This is a genomic window from Phocaeicola vulgatus ATCC 8482 (genome assembly GCF_000012825.1).
Classification (GTDB): domain Bacteria; phylum Bacteroidota; class Bacteroidia; order Bacteroidales; family Bacteroidaceae; genus Phocaeicola; species Phocaeicola vulgatus.
This window is the reverse complement of the sequence record NC_009614.1, coordinates 630430-647497: the sequence shown is the minus strand read 5'-3', so window position 1 is coordinate 647497 and position 17068 is coordinate 630430. Positions and strand designations below refer to the sequence as shown.

Below are 17068 nucleotides of genomic sequence, written 5' to 3'. Positions count from 1 at the left end.
AAGATGAACGATCTATGACATATTGTACAAGCAAACAGTAATTTTAGTAGTAAAGAGCTGAAAGTATATATCATCCCGCTGGCACGCAAGTGTGGGCGAATGAATAAAGAAAGTAAAAAAGGGCGCATGGCGGATGCCTTGGCTCTCGGAGGCGATGAAGGACGTGATAAGCTGCGATAAGCTTTGGGGAGGTGCAAATGACCTTTGATCCAGAGATTTCCGAATGGGACAACCCAATATCTTGAAGAGGTATTATCCAACGTTGTTGGAGGCTAACGCAGGGAACTGAAACATCTTAGTACCTGCAGGAAAAGAAAATAAACAATGATTCCCTCAGTAGTGGCGAGCGAACGGGGAACAGCCCAAACCATCCATGTTACGGCATGGGTGGGGTTGTAGGACTACGCCGTTGCATGAAGACATCAGAGAAGAACTTTCTGGAAAGAAAGACCATAGAGCATGACAGTTGCGTATTCGAATGTTGTCGAAGCATAGTAGTATCCTGAGTAGCGCGGAGCACGAGGAATTCTGCGTGAATCTGCCGGGACCATCCGGTAAGGCTAAATACTCCCGAGAGACCGATAGTGAACCAGTACCGTGAGGGAAAGGTGAAAAGCACTTCGAACAGAAGAGTGAAATAGTTCCTGAAACCGTGCGCCTACAAGCGGTCGGAGCTCGTTGATGAGTGACGGCGTGCCTTTTGCATAATGAACCTACGAGTTGCCTTTGCCGGCAAGGTTAAGTGTGACGACACACGTATCCGAAGCGAAAGCGAGTCTGAACAGGGCGTATAGTCGGCAGTGGCAGACGCGAAACCAAGTGATCTACCCTTGGCCAGGTTGAAGGCTGGGTAACACCAGCTGGAGGACCGCACCAATAAGCGTTGAAAAGCTTCTGGATGAGCTGAGGGTAGGGGTGAAAGGCTAATCAAACTTGGAGATAGCTCGTACTCCCCGAAATGCATTTAGGTGCAGCCTTGCGGGTTACTGATGTGAGGTAGAGCGACTGATAAGATGCGAGGGCTTCACCGCCTATCAAGTCTTGACAAACTCCGAATGCGCATCAGTTCTACCGCAGGAGTGAGGGCATGGGTGCTAAGGTCCGTGCCCGAGAGGAGAAGAATCCGGACCACCTGCTAAGGTCCCGAAATGACAGCTAAGTTAAACTAACGAAGTCTGACTGCTAAGACAGCTAGGATGTTGGCTTGGAAGCAGCCATTCATTTAAAGAGTGCGTAACAGCTCACTAGTCGAGGAGTCGGGCGTGGATAATAATCGGGTATGAAGTTGTCTACCGAAGCAGTGGGATCATTTATATGATCGGTAGGGGAGCATTCCAGTCGGCGTCGAAGGCGTACCGTGAGGTATTCTGGAGCGTCTGGAAAAGCAAATGTAGGTATAAGTAACGATAAAGGGGGCGGGAAACCCCCTCGCCGAAAGACTAAGGTTTCCTGATCAACGCTAATCGGATCAGGGTCAGTCGGGTCCTAAGGCTCAGCCGAACGGCGATGCCGATGGCAGAAACGGTTAATATTCCGTTACTACCTTCAGGAGTGACGTGGAGACGCAGTAGTGACAGTGCCGCCATCTGACGGAATAGATGGTTGAAGGGTGTAGGAGTCGATCATGGCAGGCAAATCCACCATGAGATCCGAACCTGATAGTATGCCGCGTCCTTCGGGACAAGGCAATAGTGCGCGTAAGCATGCTGCCGAGAAAATCCGCTAAACTTAATCCTGGAGGTACCCGTACCGCAAACGGACACACGTAGTCGGGATGAATATTCTAAGGCGCTTGAGTGATTCACGGTTAAGGAACTAGGCAAACTGACCCTGTAACTTCGGGATAAAGGGTCCCTACCCTTTTATGGGAGGGCGCAGAGAATCGGTCCAGGCAACTGTTTAACAAAAACACAGGGCTGTGCCAAATCGAAAGATCCAGTATACAGCCTGACACCTGCCCGGTGCTGGAAGGTTAAGAGGAGATGTCATCAATAAGAGAAGCGTTGAATTGAAGCCCCAGTAAACGGCGGCCGTAACTATAACGGTCCTAAGGTAGCGAAATTCCTTGTCGGGTAAGTTCCGACCTGCACGAATGGTGTAATGATCTGGACGCTGTCTCAACCGTGAGCTCAGTGAAATTGTAGTATCGGTGAAGATGCCGATTACCCGCGATGGGACGAAAAGACCCCGTGAACCTTTACTATAGCTTATCATTGAATCTGGGCACGTGATGTGTAGGATAGGTCGGAGGCTTTGAAGCAGGTACGCCAGTATTTGTGGAGCCGCTGTTGAAATACGACCCTTTATTTGTTTGGATTCTAACCCGTGGATACGGGGACATTGATTGGTGGGTAGTTTGACTGGGGTGGTCGCCTCCAAAAGCGTAACGGAGGCTTCTAAAGGTGCCCTCCGGCCGATTGGTAACCGGCCTTAGAGTGTAATGGCATAAGGGCGCTTGACTGGGAGACTGACAAGTCGATCAGGTAGGAAACTAGAGCATAGTGATCCGGTGTTTCCGTATGGAAGGGACATCGCTCAAAGGATAAAAGGTACTCCGGGGATAACAGGCTGATCCCTCCCAAGAGCTCATATCGACGGAGTGGTTTGGCACCTCGATGTCGGCTCGTCACATCCTGGGGCTGGAGAAGGTCCCAAGGGTTGGGCTGTTCGCCCATTAAAGTGGCACGCGAGCTGGGTTCAGAACGTCGTGAGACAGTTCGGTCTCTATCTATCGTGGGCGTATGAAATTTGCGTGGCTCTGACACTAGTACGAGAGGACCGTGTTGGACAGACCTCTGGTTTGCCGGTTGTGCCGCCAGGTGCATTGCCGGGTATCTAAGTCTGGATCGGATAAGTGCTGAAAGCATCTAAGTACGAAGCCGGCCACAAGATTAGATTTCTCAGGGTCGTTGTAGACTACGACGTTGATAGGATGCAGGTGTAAAGGTAGAGATACCAAAGCCGAGCATTACTAATTGCCCGTCCACTTTCCTTATATGTCGGATGGTGTATACCTTTGGTTTTTACTACAGAATGAAATTACGATAACAGCTCAACAATATGTCAACCTTATTCAGGTGGCTATAGCACAAGGGTTCCACCTCTTCCCATTCCGAACAGAGAAGTTAAGCCTTGTCACGCCGATGGTACTGCGTCACAGTGGGAGAGTAGGTAGCCGCCGTTTTGATTGAAGCCTCCGGACTTGAAGAAGTTCCGGAGGCTTTTTTTGTATACGCACGTGTGAAATGTGGCCTCTACCGTTTTTTCGGCTCAGTTTGAAAACTTGGGGGAATTAGTTAAAAACCTTATCTTTCCCGTGGGTGTGGATACCTTTCCCACGGAACTGTCCGGAAGGCTCCGCCATGTCTTTTCTCCGGCAGGGGCAGGTCCGGAAACCCTCACCGGGTACTTATGCCTTGGAATAGGGACTGGAAATAGAACAGGCAGGTCTGAAGGCTTGCCCTGATAGAGAACCGGGAGATGATAATAGAGCCTTTATGCAAGCTGCATGAGCCGAAAAAGGATAGTGGAGTATAAAGGGAAGAAGTGTACAATGAAAATCACTGATATGAGATATGAAAGGCAAACACACTTCAAAAAAACGCTAAATTATGCGCTAAAAATAATATATGTCTAATTTATATTTGAAAAATACGCACTTATATTATACATATTGGAATATTATTCGTATCTTTGTCGCCCGATTTATATAGTATTGCTTTGGGAAAGTTTGATAAATATAAGATTGAATTGAAGAATATGAAAGCGGACTCTGCTAAGTATGAGTTTACGCTGGATAATCAATTCTTTGTAGATCTGGATGGACCGGAAGTACAGAAAGGGAAACTGGCAGTAGAACTGAATGTGAAAAAGACATCCGGTGTTTTTCTGTTGGATTTTCAAACTGAAGGCTTTGTCATTGTACCGTGTGACCGTTGCTTGGATGAAATGGAATTACCTGTTTCAACTTCAGATAAACTGAAAGTAAAGTTAGGTTCTTCATTTGCGGAAGAGGGCGATATAGTTGTAGTACCTGAAGAAGATGGGTATATTAACATCGCATGGTTTTTGTATGAGTTTATAGCCTTAAATATTCCCATGAAGCATGTACATGCGCCTGGGAAATGCAACAAAGGCATGGTTGGCAAGCTGAGTAAGCATTTGCGCATTTCGGCGGATGATGAAGATGATGATGACATAGCGGTGGAGTTACCCGAAGGAGATATCAGCGAAGGGCCCCAGGAAATAGATCCGAGATGGAATGAATTAAAGAAAATATTAGATAATAATTAAAGTTTAGAAAAATGGCACATCCTAAAAGAAGACAATCAAAAACGAGAACTGCAAAGAGAAGAACTCATGATAAAGCAGTTGCTCCTACTTTAGCTATCTGTCCTAACTGCGGCGAATGGCATGTTTACCACACTGTATGTGGAGCTTGCGGTTATTATAGAGGTAAGTTAGCAATCGAAAAAGAAGCTGCTGTCTAATCAGTAGCTTTAAACACGTTTGTACGTTTTATAAAATAAAGCCGGCGAGCTTCGGCTCTGTCGGCTACTTTTTTGTAAGGGTATAAACTAATTAAATTGGAATGATGGAAAAAATAAATGCAGTAATAACAGGAGTCGGTGGATATGTACCAGATTATGTCTTGACTAACGAAGAGATTTCAAGAATGGTAGATACCAATGATGAATGGATTATGACTCGAATCGGAGTTAAAGAAAGACGTATTCTGAATGAAGAAGGATTAGGTACATCGTATATGGCGCGTAAGGCTGCCAAACAACTGATGCAGAAAACAGCTTCTAATCCGGATGACATTGATGCAGTAATCGTAGCAACTACTACTCCTGACTATCATTTCCCTTCCACTGCTTCTATCCTGTGTGATAAGCTGGGATTGAAAAATGCATTTGCATTTGATTTGCAGGCTGCCTGCTGCGGCTTTTTGTATTTAATGGAAACTGCTGCTTCACTTATCGCATCGGGAAGACATAAAAAGATTATTATTGTCGGTGCAGATAAGATGTCATCTATGGTAAACTACCAGGATCGTGCAACTTGCCCTATCTTTGGTGATGGTGCAGCAGCATGTATGGTGGAAGCTACTACAGAAGATTATGGTATTATGGATTCTATTCTTCGTACAGATGGTAAGGGACTTCCTTTTCTTCACATGAAAGCCGGTGGTTCTGTATGTCCTCCTTCTTATTTCACTGTTGATCATAAGATGCATTATCTTTATCAGGAAGGAAGAACAGTATTTAAATATGCTGTTTCCAATATGTCGGATATTACAGCGACTATTGCCGAAAAGAATGGTTTGAATAAAGATAATATCGACTGGGTAATTCCTCATCAGGCTAATCTGCGTATTATTGATGCGGTAGCCTCTCGCTTGGAAGTTCCCTTGGAAAAGGTAATGATTAATATTCAGCGATATGGTAATACCAGTGGTGCTACACTTCCGTTGTGTCTTTGGGATTACGAAAAGCAGCTGAAGAAAGGAGATAACCTGATATTTACAGCTTTCGGCGCAGGTTTTACCTATGGAGCCGTTTATGTGAAATGGGGTTACGATGGTAGTAAGAGATAATAATCATTAAACTACAAATACAAATGAACGCATCCGTATTCCGATGCGTTTTTTTGTCTGTAACCAATAAAATGAAAGAATTATGCATAAGGCAGGATTTGTAAACATAGTAGGAAACCCCAACGTAGGCAAGTCGACACTGATGAATTTGCTGGTGGGGGAACGTATTTCTATTGCAACGTTCAAGTCGCAGACAACTCGTCATCGTATCATGGGAATCTTGAATACGGACGATATGCAGATTGTATTCTCGGACACTCCGGGAGTAGTGAAGCCAAACTACAAGTTACAGGAATCTATGTTGAACTTCTCAGAGTCGGCATTGGTGGACGCGGATATATTGCTGTATGTGACAGATGTGGTGGAGAAAACGGATAAAAATGCGGACTTTATAGAAAAAGTCCGTAATGTCAAGGTTCCTGTCTTATTGTTAATTAATAAAATAGATTTGACCAATCAGGAAGACTTGGTCAAGTTGGTGGAAGCGTGGCACGAACAGCTTCCTCAAGCTGAAATTATTCCGATTTCCGCTACTTCTAAATTCAATGTGGATACGGTAATGAAGCGTATCAAGGAATTGCTGCCCGATTCACCCCCCTATTTCGGTAAGGATCAGTGGACAGACAAACCGGCGCGTTTCTTTGTCACCGAGATTATCCGCGAGAAGATTTTGCTTTATTATGATAAGGAGATTCCTTATTCTGTAGAAGTGGTAGTGGAGCAATTTAAGGAAGATGCTAAGAGTATCCATATCAATGCTGTGATTTATGTGGAACGTGAATCGCAAAAAGGTATTATTATAGGTAAGCAGGGCAGGGCATTGAAGAAGGTGGCTACAGAGGCTCGTAAAACGTTGGAACATTTTTTCCAAAAGTCTATTTATCTGGAAACCTTTGTGAAAGTTGATAAGGATTGGAGAAGCTCGGACAAAGAATTAAAGAACTTTGGGTATCAAATGGATTAAAATCGACTGTGATAGCCGTAAACAAGAAAGAAAATGGGAAATTTAGTAGCAATCGTAGGACGCCCCAATGTGGGAAAGTCTACACTTTTTAATCGTCTGACCAAAACTCGTCAGGCAATTGTAAACGAGCAGGCAGGAACTACCCGCGACCGTCAGTATGGCAAGTCGGAATGGGTGGGACATGAGTTTTCTGTCGTTGATACCGGTGGATGGGTAGTAAACTCGGATGATGTTTTTGAGGAAGAGATCCGTAAACAGGTAAGTCTTGCCATAGATGAAGCGGATGTAATCTTGTTTGTTGTGGATGTAGTGAACGGGGTTACCGATTTGGATATGGCTGTAGCCTCTATTTTGCGGCGTACAAAGAAACCTGTTATTATGGTAGCTAACAAGACTGATAATAATGAACTGCAATATAATGCTGCCGAATTTTATAAATTGGGGCTGGGTGATCCCTATTGTATTTCTGCATTAAGCGGAAGCGGTACAGGGGAATTGTTGGATCTGGTGGTAGGTAAATTCAGTAAAGAGGGTGAAGAACTGCTGGATGAGGATATCCCTCGTTTTGCAGTAGTAGGACGTCCGAATGCCGGAAAATCTTCTATCATCAATGCCTTTATCGGGGAGGACCGTAATATTGTAACAGAGATTGCAGGTACTACCCGCGATTCTATTTATACCCGTTATGAAAAGTTTGGTTTTGACTTTTATCTGGTAGATACTGCGGGTATCCGTAAGAAGAATAAGGTAAGCGAGGATTTGGAATATTATTCTGTCATTCGCTCTATCCGTTCTATTGAGAATTCGGATGTGTGTATTCTTATGCTGGATGCCACCCGCGGCATTGAAGGACAGGATTTGAATATCTTCTCTCTCATTCAACGTAATCAGAAAGGTTTGGTGGTAGTGGTGAACAAATGGGACTTGGTAGAGAACAAGAATGCCAAAGTGATGAAAACTTATGAGGAAGCCATTCGTTCCCGTCTGGCACCGTTTGTTGATTTTCCTATCATCTTTGCTTCCGCTTTGACAAAACAACGTATTTTCAAGGTGCTGGAAACTGCAAAAGAAGTATATCAGGCACGTACTACCCGTATTCCGACAGCTCGTCTGAATGAAGAAATGCTTCCGTTGATCGAGGCTTATCCGCCTCCTTCAAATAAAGGTAAGTATATCAAGATTAAATATTGTACGCAGTTGCCAAACACACAGGTTCCTTCTTTTGTGTTCTTTGCTAATTTGCCGCAATACGTGAAAGAGCCTTATAAGCGTTTCCTTGAAAACAAGATACGTGAGAAATGGAATTTGTCAGGAACGCCGATAAATATCTTTATCAGACAGAAATAAGAATAGTGGTTAATGATTAGTGGGTTAATGGGTTTCACCGTGATATCCGCTGGTTATTAACCACTAATCATTTTATCATTATTTTCTATGTTCTTCCACTTCTCTCACCTTGCGGAGCAGATCAGATGCAAAGATAAAATTATTCAGCCGTTCATTGGTAGCAGTGAACACATCATCTTTTGTTCCTTCCCATTCCTTATGTCCTTGATAAATATAGAGAATACTGTCGCCGATTCCCATAACGGAATTCATATCGTGAGTATTGATAATAGTGGTCATATTATACTCTGTAGTTATGTCATGAATCAGTTCATCAATTACCAGGGAGGTTTTAGGGTCCAGGCCGGAATTAGGTTCATCACAAAACAAATACTGGGGATTTAAAGCTATGGCACGTGCAATTGCTACACGCTTTTGCATACCACCACTGATTTCTCCCGGATATTTGCTTTGTGCCTCAATCAGGTTCACACGGTCCAGGCAGAATTGGGCGCGTTTTACGCGGTCACGATACGTATCGTTTGAGAACATATCCAATGGAAACATTACATTCTCTAGTACGGTAAGAGAGTCGAACAAGGCGGCACTTTGGAAAATCATTCCCATTTCGCGGCGCAATGTCTTTTTTTCTTTTTTATTCATGTTGAGGAAGTTGCGTCCGTCATACAGAATCTCGCCTTTTTCGGGAGTCAGCAAACCGACGATACACTTCATTAATACCGTCTTCCCGGAACCGCTCTGACCGATAATCAGATTGGTCTTACCATTGTTAAAAGTAGCATTGATATCCACCAATACGTCTTTTCCCTCGAATGATTTATATAATGATTTAACTTGTATCATCCCATTAAAAGTTGTGTTAATACTAAATCGGAAAATAGAATGAGTACACTGCTCATTACTACAGAATCTGTACTGGCTTTACCTACTGCAATAGAACCTCCTTCTACCGTGTAACCGAAATAAGCAGATACACTGGAAATGATGAAAGCGAAAAAGATAGATTTAATAAAACTGCACCATACAAACCATTCCTGAAAACTATATTGCAGACCATAGGCCAGATCCTCGGCATTCATGACTCCTCCGAACCAACAGGTGCAAAAGGCACCAATAATCCCCGAGGATATGCTGAAAATAACCAAAAAAGGAATCATTGTCATCAAAGCTATAATTTTAGGAAGAATAAGGTATCCGGCGGAATTGACCCCCATGATTTCCAATGCATCAATTTGTTGGGTTACACGCATGGTTCCTATTTCGGAGGCAATATTAGAACCTACCTTTCCTGACAGGATCAAGCACATGATGGAGGAGGAGAATTCCAGCAACATGATTTCGCGGGTGGTGTAGCCTACCACAAAACGGGGCATCCACGGGCTTTCGATGTTTAATTTGATTTGAATGGTAATTACGGCACCAATGAAAAAAGAAATAAGCAGTACAATACCGATGGAATTTACTCCCAACTGTACCATCTCATTGAGATATTGCTTGAAAAACATATGCATACGTTCCGGACGAGCAAAAGTACGCCCCATCAGCATGATATATTTCCCTACGGTTGTTATGGGTCTTATCATCATAGTTTTCACAATTTCCTGCAAAAGTAGCCTTTTTTGTCTATATAAATGCAAAAGAAGTTCTGATTTTCTGTTCTGTTATGCGTTTCCTAAACTTTTTTAGTATTTTTGTCGCAAAATACATGGATATGTCAGAGCAGGAAATAGAACAACAAAATACAGTGACCGATGACAACCGTATGATACTTCGTACAGAAAATCTGGTGAAGAAATACGGCAAGCGTACGGTAGTAAGTCATGTTTCTTTTGATGTGAAGCAGGGAGAGATTGTAGGGTTGTTGGGACCGAATGGTGCCGGTAAGACTACTTCGTTTTATATGACTACGGGACTTATCGTGCCGAATGAGGGGCATATATTCCTAAATGACTTGGATATTACCAGTTATCCTGTATATAAGCGTGCTCAGAATGGCATTGGATATTTAGCACAGGAGGCTTCAGTTTTTCGTAAGATGAGCGTGGAGGATAATATTGCCTCTGTGCTGGAGTTGACTAATACTACTCCGGAATATCAAAAGGACAAACTGGAAAGCTTGATTGCCGAGTTCCGTTTGCAGAAAGTACGTAAGAATTTGGGAGACCAGCTTTCAGGAGGCGAGCGTCGTCGTACGGAGATTGCGCGTTGTCTGGCTATCGACCCTAAGTTCATTATGTTGGATGAACCGTTTGCAGGAGTAGATCCTATTGCCGTAGAGGATATCCAGCATATTGTATGGAAATTGAAAGATAAAAATATCGGTATTTTAATTACCGACCATAATGCATTGGAAACGTTGCGCTTGACCGACCGTGCGTATCTGTTGTTTGAAGGAAAAATTCTGTTTCAGGGAACCCCTGAAGAACTAGCGGAAAATCCTGTTGTCCGTGAGAAATATCTAGGCACTAATTTTGTGCTTCGCCGTAAGGATTTTCAATTGGCGGAAAAGGACAGGCAGGGAAAAAATGTATAAAACCGGAGATGTGGGATATAAAAAAAGCTCTGAATTTGCTCAGAGCTTTTTTTGATTGATTGTATCAGATAAGTAATTAGTCTCTAGGTCTTGCTTCCTTGATTACCAATTGGCGTCCCATGAATTCCGAACCGTTCAGTTCATTCATGGCCTGGGCTGCTTCTGCGTCATTTTCCATTTCAACAAATGCAAATCCTTTAGATTTACCTGTTTCGCGGTCTTTGATAACTTTTACAGAAGTAACAACTCCATAAGCCGCCATTGCTTGTTCCAAATCTCCTTCCTTAACACGGTAGTTAAGGTTTCCAACATACATGTTCATAGTGAAAAAATAAAAATAATTAAAATAAAAAATACTCTCTGAGTGGTGATTATTAATGAAGTAGGGGATTCGAACGACAGAGAGTTTACGTAAGTGCTATTCGTACAAAAGTAAAACCTTGTAATAAAAATCACTAGCTATAATTAGTATCACCAGTCGGGCACAAAGGAACGCATAAATTTTGAATTTGCAAGAAGAAAAACAACTTTTTTTTCTTTTTTTTGAATCGGTTTCTTAGTCAGTCATTTTAAATGGATACTTTCTGCTGTCAATTAGTATTTTTTAGTCTGTGTATTTGGTTATTGAAAGATTAAACACTAATTTTGCAACCTCTTTGGTGAAAAACAGAAAGAAGTAATAATTAAATAAATAAAGTTCAGAATGAATATTTCATTGCAAAACGTTGACAAAGTGAGTGCATTGCTTACTTTAAAACTGGAAAAAGCTGATTATCAGGCAAGAGTAGAAAAGACACTGAAGACTTACCGTCAGAAAGCTAATATTCCGGGATTCCGTCCGGGTATGGTGCCTATGAGTTTGATTAAAAAACAATTTGGCAAGTCTGTCCTTGTAGAAGAGGTTGATAAAATGATGCAGGAAAAGGTAAACGAATATATCCGCGACAACAAAGTGAATATGTTGGGTATGCCGTTGCCTAATGAAGAAAAGATGAAACCTATCGATTTCGATACGCAAGAAGATTTTGAATTTGTGTTCGACATCGCTTTGGCTCCTGAATTTACAGCTGAAATCTCAGCTGCGGATACAGTGGATTACTATACTATCGAAGTTTCAGACGAACTGATAGAACAGCAGGTTAAAATGTATACTCAGCGTGCTGCAAAATATGATAAGGTAGAGCAGTATGAAGACAAAGACATGATTAAAGGTCTGTTGGCTGAATTGGATGAAAATGGAAATACTAAAGAAGGCGGTATTCAGGTAGAAGGTGCGGTAATGATGCCGGCTTATATGAAGAATGATGAGCAAAAGGCTATATTTAACGGTGCTAAAGTAAATGATGTGCTGGTATTTAATCCTGCTGTAGCATTTGATAATAATGAAGCTGAACTTTCTTCTTTATTGAAGATAAAGAAAGAGGAAGTTGCCGGTGTGAAAGGTAACTTCAGCTTCCAGGTGGAAGAGATCACCCGTATGGTTCCCGCTGAGTTGAACCAGGAATTGTTCGACAATGTATTTGGCGAAGGCACTGTAAGCAGTGAGGAAGAATTCCGCGCTAAGATCAAAGAAGGAATTGCAAAGCAGTTCGAATCAGATAGCGATTATAAATTCTTGATCGATGTTCGTGAATATTTGGTTAATAAGATTGGTAAGTTGGAATTCCCCGATGCATTACTGAAGCGTATCATGTTGCTGAATAATGAAGAGAAGGGTGAAGCTTTTGTCGCTGAAAACTATGACAAGAGTATTGAAGAACTGACTTGGCATCTGATTAAAGAGCAATTGCTCAAGAATAATGAGATTAAAGTGGAACAAGCCGATGTGATGAATATGGCCAAGGAAGCAACTCGCATTCAGTTTGCTCAATACGGAATGTTGAATATCCCTGAAGAAGTTCTAGAGAACTATGCAAAAGAAATGTTGAAGAAGCAGGAATCTGTAGAAGGTTTGGTAAACCGTGCAGCTGAAAGCAAACTTTCTGCCGCATTGAAAGCTAAGGCTACTTTAAACCACAAAACGGTTTCTATGGAAGAATTCAACAAAATGTTTGAATAATAACTTAGTAAGTCGAAGTAAGTGATTGCTAAAACTTTCTAAAAAAGGGGTTTTTGACCATAAATTTTCGTTATAGATAAGAGTATTGGATACGTTAACCGTATTTTTTTGTACTTTTGTTTGTTTGAAAAATAGAGGTTGAAAACCCTTTTTTGTTACTAATAACTAAACCATTAGATTATGGATGATTTTAGAAAATTTGCTACCAAGCATTTGGGGATGAACAGTATGGTGCTGGATGATGTCATCAAGTCGCAAGGATATCTGAATCCTTACATTTTGGAGGAGCGTCAGTTGAATGTGACTCAGTTGGATGTGTTTTCCCGACTGATGATGGACAGAATTATTTTTCTGGGTACACAGATTGATGATTATACAGCCAATACACTCCAGGCGCAGCTTTTATATTTGGACTCAGTAGAGTCTGGTAAAGATATATCTATTTATATCAATTCTCCCGGAGGATCTGTTTACGCCGGATTAGGTATTTATGATACCATGCAGTTCATTAATAGTGATGTTGCCACGATCTGTACAGGTATGGCCGCTTCGATGGCAGCCGTGCTGTTGGTTGCGGGAACAGAAGGTAAACGTTCTGCGTTGACTCATTCACGTGTGATGATTCATCAGCCGATGGGAGGCGCGCAAGGACAAGCTTCGGATATTGAGATCACGGCCCGTGAAATCCAAAAGTTGAAGAAAGAACTGTATACCATTATTGCAGACCACTCTCATACGGATTTTGACAAAGTATGGGCAGACTCTGACCGTGACTACTGGATGACAGCTCAGGAAGCTAAGGAATATGGTATGATTGATGAGGTGCTGTCACGCAAACCGGCTGCTCTATAATGTATTTATTTCCATTCGATAAGAATAACAGTACTAAAAACAACCCAGGTTTCCGCTATCATTTCATGCAGGCTTCTTTCTTAAAGACGCATTAGGAAACTTGGATATTTAAAGGAATAAACATTGGAAGATAATAAAACACCTAGAAACAGTAGAAGGAAATGTAGTTTCTGCGGACGTTCGGAAAATGAAGTCGGATTTCTGATAACCGGAATGAACGGCTGCATTTGTGACAGTTGCTCGGAGCAGGCATATGAAATTATGCAGGAAGCCATGCATCAAAAAAAAGGTGCACCGGGTGAGTTGAACTTGAAGGAACTTCCGAAGCCAAAGGAAATCAAGGAATTTCTTGACCAATACATTATTGGTCAGGATGACGCCAAACGCTATCTTTCCGTTGCCGTTTACAATCATTACAAGCGTCTGCTCCAAAAAGTGGATAAGGATGATATAGAGATTGAAAAGTCCAATATCATTATGGTAGGTAGTACGGGAACGGGAAAAACCTTGCTGGCACGCACTATTGCCAAATTATTGCATGTGCCGTTTACCATTGTTGACGCCACCGTGCTGACAGAGGCCGGATATGTGGGTGAAGATATTGAGAGTCTTTTAACCCGTCTGCTTCAAGTAGCGGATTATAATGTGGCGGAAGCTGAAAGAGGCATCGTATTTATTGATGAGATTGACAAGATTGCCCGTAAAGGAGATAACCCCTCCATTACTCGTGATGTAAGTGGTGAAGGTGTACAACAAGGTCTGTTGAAACTGCTGGAAGGATCTATCGTGAATGTACCACCTCAGGGAGGACGTAAACACCCCGACCAGAAAATGATTCCGGTCAATACGAAAAACATTCTGTTTATTTGTGGTGGGGCATTTGATGGTATTGAACGCAAAATTGCGCAACGTTTGAATACGCATGTGGTAGGTTATAGCGCGGCAAAGGACGTGGTGAAGATAGATCGCGGCAACTTGATGCAATATATTGCCCCTCAGGATTTGAAATCATTCGGGCTGATTCCTGAAATCATAGGCCGTCTGCCCATCTTGACTTATCTGAATCCGTTGGATAGAACCGCTTTGCGCAATATCTTGACGGAACCGAAGAATTCCATTATCAAACAGTATGTTAAATTATTTGAAATGGATGGGGTCAAGCTGGAGTTTCAACCCGAAGTATTCGAGTATATTGTAGACAAAGCTATTGAGTATAAGTTAGGAGCACGCGGATTACGTTCCATTGTGGAAACGATCATGATGGACGTTATGTTTGAAATTCCCTCTCAGAAAGCGAAAAAGTACGAAGTGACACTTGATTTTGCAAAACAGCAGATGGGAAAGGCAAATATTTCGCGAATGCAAACAGCTTAGTATCAAGATATAAAGGGAGAGAGAAAGAAAAAATGCAATTCTTCTGAAAAATATTACCCGAAATATTCGTGTAATTTGAGAACTTGTTTATAACTTTGTTAGGCAACAAAAGATGTAAAACAAGAAATCGGGAAAACCGTGAAAAACTATTGATACAATGACGGAGAATATAAATTTAACGGACGCATTAAAAAAGTATTTTGGATTTGATACTTTCAAAGGTAATCAGGAAGCGATTATCCGTAATCTGCTTGCCGGAAATGATACATTTGTTTTGATGCCTACGGGCGGTGGTAAATCGTTATGCTATCAGTTGCCATCCCTTATCATGGATGGAACAGCAATCGTTATATCTCCTTTAATTGCATTGATGAAGAATCAGGTGGATGCCATGCGTAATTTCAGTGAGGAAGACGGAGTAGCACACTTTATAAATTCGTCATTGAACAAATCGGCTATAGACCAGGTTAAATCGGATATCCTGAGCGGCAAAACCAAATTGCTCTACGTAGCTCCCGAATCCTTGACAAAGGAGGAGAATGTAGATTTCCTGAAAGGAGTGAAGATCTCATTTTATGCGGTGGATGAAGCACACTGTATTTCGGAATGGGGGCATGACTTCCGTCCGGAGTACCGTCGCATCCGTCCTATTATTAATGAAATAGGAAAGGCGCCGGTGATTGCCCTTACTGCTACTGCAACTCCGAAAGTGCGTATGGATATTCAAAAAAATCTGGGTATGCAGGATGCGCAGGAGTTCAAGTCCTCTTTCAATCGCCCGAACCTGTATTATGAAGTGCGCTCGAAGACAAATAATATTGACAGGGATATTATCAAGTTTATCAAGGCTAATCCTGGTAAATCAGGTATTATCTACTGTTTGAGCCGTAAGAAGGTGGAAGAATTGGCCGAAGTGCTTCAAGCTAACGGAATCAATGCGCGTGCTTATCATGCCGGAATGGATTCTGCTACACGCACAGCCAATCAAGACGGGTTCCTGAAAGAGGATATAGATGTGATTGTAGCTACCATCGCTTTTGGAATGGGAATTGATAAGCCCGATGTGCGCTTTGTGATACATTATGATATTCCGAAAAGTCTGGAAGGTTATTATCAGGAAACGGGGAGAGCCGGTCGTGACGGAGGGGAAGGTCAGTGTATTACGTTCTATTCCAACAAGGACTTGCAGAAGCTGGAGAAGTTTATGCAGGGAAAGCCCGTGGCAGAGCAGGAAATCGGTAAACAGTTGCTGTTGGAAACAGCTGCATACGCAGAGTCTTCTATATGCCGTCGTAAATCATTGTTACATTATTTTGGGGAAGAATATACAGAGGAGAATTGTGGAAATTGTGATAACTGTTTAAATCCTAAAAAGCAAGTGGAGGCTCAGGATTCATTATGCGCTGTGATTGAAGCAATCATAGCAGTGAAAGAAAACTTTAAAGCAGATTATATAATTGATATTCTTTTGGGTAAGGAAACGTCAGAAGTACTTGCTCATAAACATGAAGAACTGGAAGTATTCGGTTCAGGCATGGGAGAAGAAGAAAAAATGTGGAATGCTGTCATTCGTCAGGCTTTGATAGCGGGTTATTTAAGTAAAGACGTAGAGAATTACGGTCTGTTGAAGGTTACCCCTGAAGGACATAAATTCTTGAAAAAACCGAAATCCTTCAAGATTGTTGAAGACAATGATTTTGAGGAGGAGGAAGAAGAAACTCCGGTTCGGGGAGGTGCCTCTTGTGCAGTAGACCCCGTGCTTTACTCTATGTTGAAGGATTTGCGTAAGAAGCTGTCCAAGAAACTGGATGTGCCGCCGTATGTTATTTTCCAGGATCCTTCTTTGGAGGCGATGGCTACCATTTATCCGGTGACTTTGGAAGAATTGCAGAATATTCCGGGCGTAGGTGCCGGAAAGGCAAAACGTTATGGCCAGGAGTTCTGTGTATTGATAAAGAAGCATTGTGAGGAAAATGAAATAGAGCGTCCGGAGGATTTGCGTGTCCGTACGGTGGCCAATAAATCCAAACTGAAGGTATCCATCATTCAGGCTATTGACCGGAAGGTAGCCTTGGACGACATTGCAGTGTCAAAGGGGTTGGAGTTCGGTGAATTATTGGATGAAGTGGAGGCTATTGTTTATTCAGGAACCAAGCTGAATATTGATTACTTCCTGGAGGAAATTATGGATGAAGACCATTTGAACGATATTTATGATTACTTCAAGGAGTCTACAACAGACAAAATAGATGACGCGATGGATGAATTGGGTGATGACTATACGGAGGATGAAATCCGGTTGGTCCGCATCAAGTTTATTTCTGAAATGGCAAATTGATG

The 17068-nt window shown here is 42.2% G+C and carries 13 protein-coding genes and 2 rRNA genes; 12 read left to right on the top strand and 3 right to left on the bottom strand.

The window, feature by feature from the left end:
• Positions 1-106 precede the first annotated feature (106 nt).
• The 7 genes from BVU_RS02335 (at position 107) to der (ending at position 7910) form a co-directional block, all read left to right on the top strand.
• Positions 107-2995, top strand: a 23S ribosomal RNA gene (locus BVU_RS02335).
• A gap of 78 nt (positions 2996-3073) precedes the next feature.
• A 5S ribosomal RNA gene (gene rrf / locus BVU_RS02330) occupies positions 3074-3184 on the top strand.
• Between the two features lie 575 nt (positions 3185-3759).
• Positions 3760-4293, top strand: coding sequence for a YceD family protein (locus BVU_RS02320; RefSeq protein ID WP_080510721.1), 534 nt, complete (start codon positions 3760-3762; stop codon positions 4291-4293).
• An 11-nt stretch (positions 4294-4304) separates the two neighbouring features.
• Positions 4305-4490 (top strand): 50S ribosomal protein L32, encoded by a 186-nt coding sequence (gene rpmF, locus BVU_RS21200; RefSeq protein ID WP_002562387.1) that lies wholly within the window; start codon positions 4305-4307, stop codon positions 4488-4490.
• A gap of 104 nt (positions 4491-4594) precedes the next feature.
• A complete protein-coding gene (locus BVU_RS02315; RefSeq protein WP_008655190.1) occupies positions 4595-5599 on the top strand; it encodes a beta-ketoacyl-ACP synthase III in 1005 nt (334 codons plus the stop codon).
• Between the two features lie 82 nt (positions 5600-5681).
• Positions 5682-6563: a GTPase Era gene (era, locus tag BVU_RS02310; RefSeq protein ID WP_005840230.1), complete on the top strand. Its 882-nt coding sequence runs from the start codon at positions 5682-5684 to the stop codon at positions 6561-6563.
• A 33-nt stretch (positions 6564-6596) separates the two neighbouring features.
• Positions 6597-7910, top strand: coding sequence for a ribosome biogenesis GTPase Der (der, locus tag BVU_RS02305; protein WP_005840228.1), 1314 nt, complete (start codon positions 6597-6599; stop codon positions 7908-7910).
• A 78-nt stretch (positions 7911-7988) separates the two neighbouring features.
• Here der and BVU_RS02300 read toward each other — a convergent pair whose 3' ends face one another.
• Together BVU_RS02300 and BVU_RS02295 are read right to left on the bottom strand one after the other, a co-directional pair.
• Entirely contained in the window at positions 7989-8753 is a 765-nt protein-coding gene (locus BVU_RS02300; protein ID WP_005840227.1) for an ABC transporter ATP-binding protein, read from the bottom strand.
• A complete protein-coding gene (locus BVU_RS02295) occupies positions 8750-9493 on the bottom strand; it encodes an MlaE family ABC transporter permease (protein ID WP_032935144.1) in 744 nt (247 codons plus the stop codon). Before BVU_RS02295 ends, BVU_RS02300 begins: the two co-directional genes overlap by 4 nt.
• Positions 9494-9621: 128 nt before the next feature.
• Between BVU_RS02295 and lptB the strand changes: the two genes are divergently transcribed.
• Positions 9622-10443: an LPS export ABC transporter ATP-binding protein gene (gene lptB / locus BVU_RS02290; protein ID WP_005852797.1), complete on the top strand. Its 822-nt coding sequence runs from the start codon at positions 9622-9624 to the stop codon at positions 10441-10443.
• A 76-nt stretch (positions 10444-10519) separates the two neighbouring features.
• On the opposite strand, the gene BVU_RS02285 is transcribed toward lptB, so the two are convergent.
• Entirely contained in the window at positions 10520-10765 is a 246-nt protein-coding gene (locus BVU_RS02285) for an RNA recognition motif domain-containing protein (RefSeq protein WP_005840220.1), read from the bottom strand.
• 381 nt (positions 10766-11146) lie between these two features.
• On the opposite strand from BVU_RS02285, the gene tig reads away from it, so the two are divergent.
• From tig to recQ, 4 genes are all read left to right on the top strand, one after another.
• A complete protein-coding gene (gene tig, locus BVU_RS02280) occupies positions 11147-12502 on the top strand; it encodes a trigger factor (protein WP_005840219.1) in 1356 nt (451 codons plus the stop codon).
• A 180-nt stretch (positions 12503-12682) separates the two neighbouring features.
• A complete protein-coding gene (clpP, locus tag BVU_RS02275) occupies positions 12683-13354 on the top strand; it encodes an ATP-dependent Clp endopeptidase proteolytic subunit ClpP (protein WP_005840217.1) in 672 nt (223 codons plus the stop codon).
• Positions 13355-13477: 123 nt separating this feature from the next.
• Complete coding sequence (gene clpX / locus BVU_RS02270) at positions 13478-14728, top strand: ATP-dependent Clp protease ATP-binding subunit ClpX (RefSeq protein ID WP_005840215.1); 1251 nt, start codon at positions 13478-13480, stop codon at positions 14726-14728.
• Positions 14729-14885: 157 nt separating this feature from the next.
• The gene (gene recQ, locus BVU_RS02265; protein ID WP_005840213.1) at positions 14886-17066 is read left to right on the top strand and encodes a DNA helicase RecQ; all 2181 of its coding nucleotides are present in this window, start codon (positions 14886-14888) and stop codon (positions 17064-17066) included.
• Positions 17067-17068: the final 2 nt, after the last annotated feature.

Coding starts and splice junctions, on each gene's coding strand:
- BVU_RS02295 (WP_032935144.1), bottom strand. CDS start 9,493: ATGATAAGACCCATAACAACCGTAGGGAAATATATCATGCTGATGGGG.
- BVU_RS02285 (WP_005840220.1), bottom strand. CDS start 10,765: ATGAACATGTATGTTGGAAACCTTAACTACCGTGTTAAGGAAGGAGAT.
- era (WP_005840230.1), top strand. CDS start 5,682: ATGCATAAGGCAGGATTTGTAAACATAGTAGGAAACCCCAACGTAGGC.
- lptB (WP_005852797.1), top strand. CDS start 9,622: ATGTCAGAGCAGGAAATAGAACAACAAAATACAGTGACCGATGACAAC.
- recQ (WP_005840213.1), top strand. CDS start 14,886: ATGACGGAGAATATAAATTTAACGGACGCATTAAAAAAGTATTTTGGA.
- clpP (WP_005840217.1), top strand. CDS start 12,683: ATGGATGATTTTAGAAAATTTGCTACCAAGCATTTGGGGATGAACAGT.
- BVU_RS02300 (WP_005840227.1), bottom strand. CDS start 8,753: ATGATACAAGTTAAATCATTATATAAATCATTCGAGGGAAAAGACGTA.
- BVU_RS02320 (WP_080510721.1), top strand. CDS start 3,760: ATGAAAGCGGACTCTGCTAAGTATGAGTTTACGCTGGATAATCAATTC.
- BVU_RS02315 (WP_008655190.1), top strand. CDS start 4,595: ATGGAAAAAATAAATGCAGTAATAACAGGAGTCGGTGGATATGTACCA.
- der (WP_005840228.1), top strand. CDS start 6,597: ATGGGAAATTTAGTAGCAATCGTAGGACGCCCCAATGTGGGAAAGTCT.
- tig (WP_005840219.1), top strand. CDS start 11,147: ATGAATATTTCATTGCAAAACGTTGACAAAGTGAGTGCATTGCTTACT.
- rpmF (WP_002562387.1), top strand. CDS start 4,305: ATGGCACATCCTAAAAGAAGACAATCAAAAACGAGAACTGCAAAGAGA.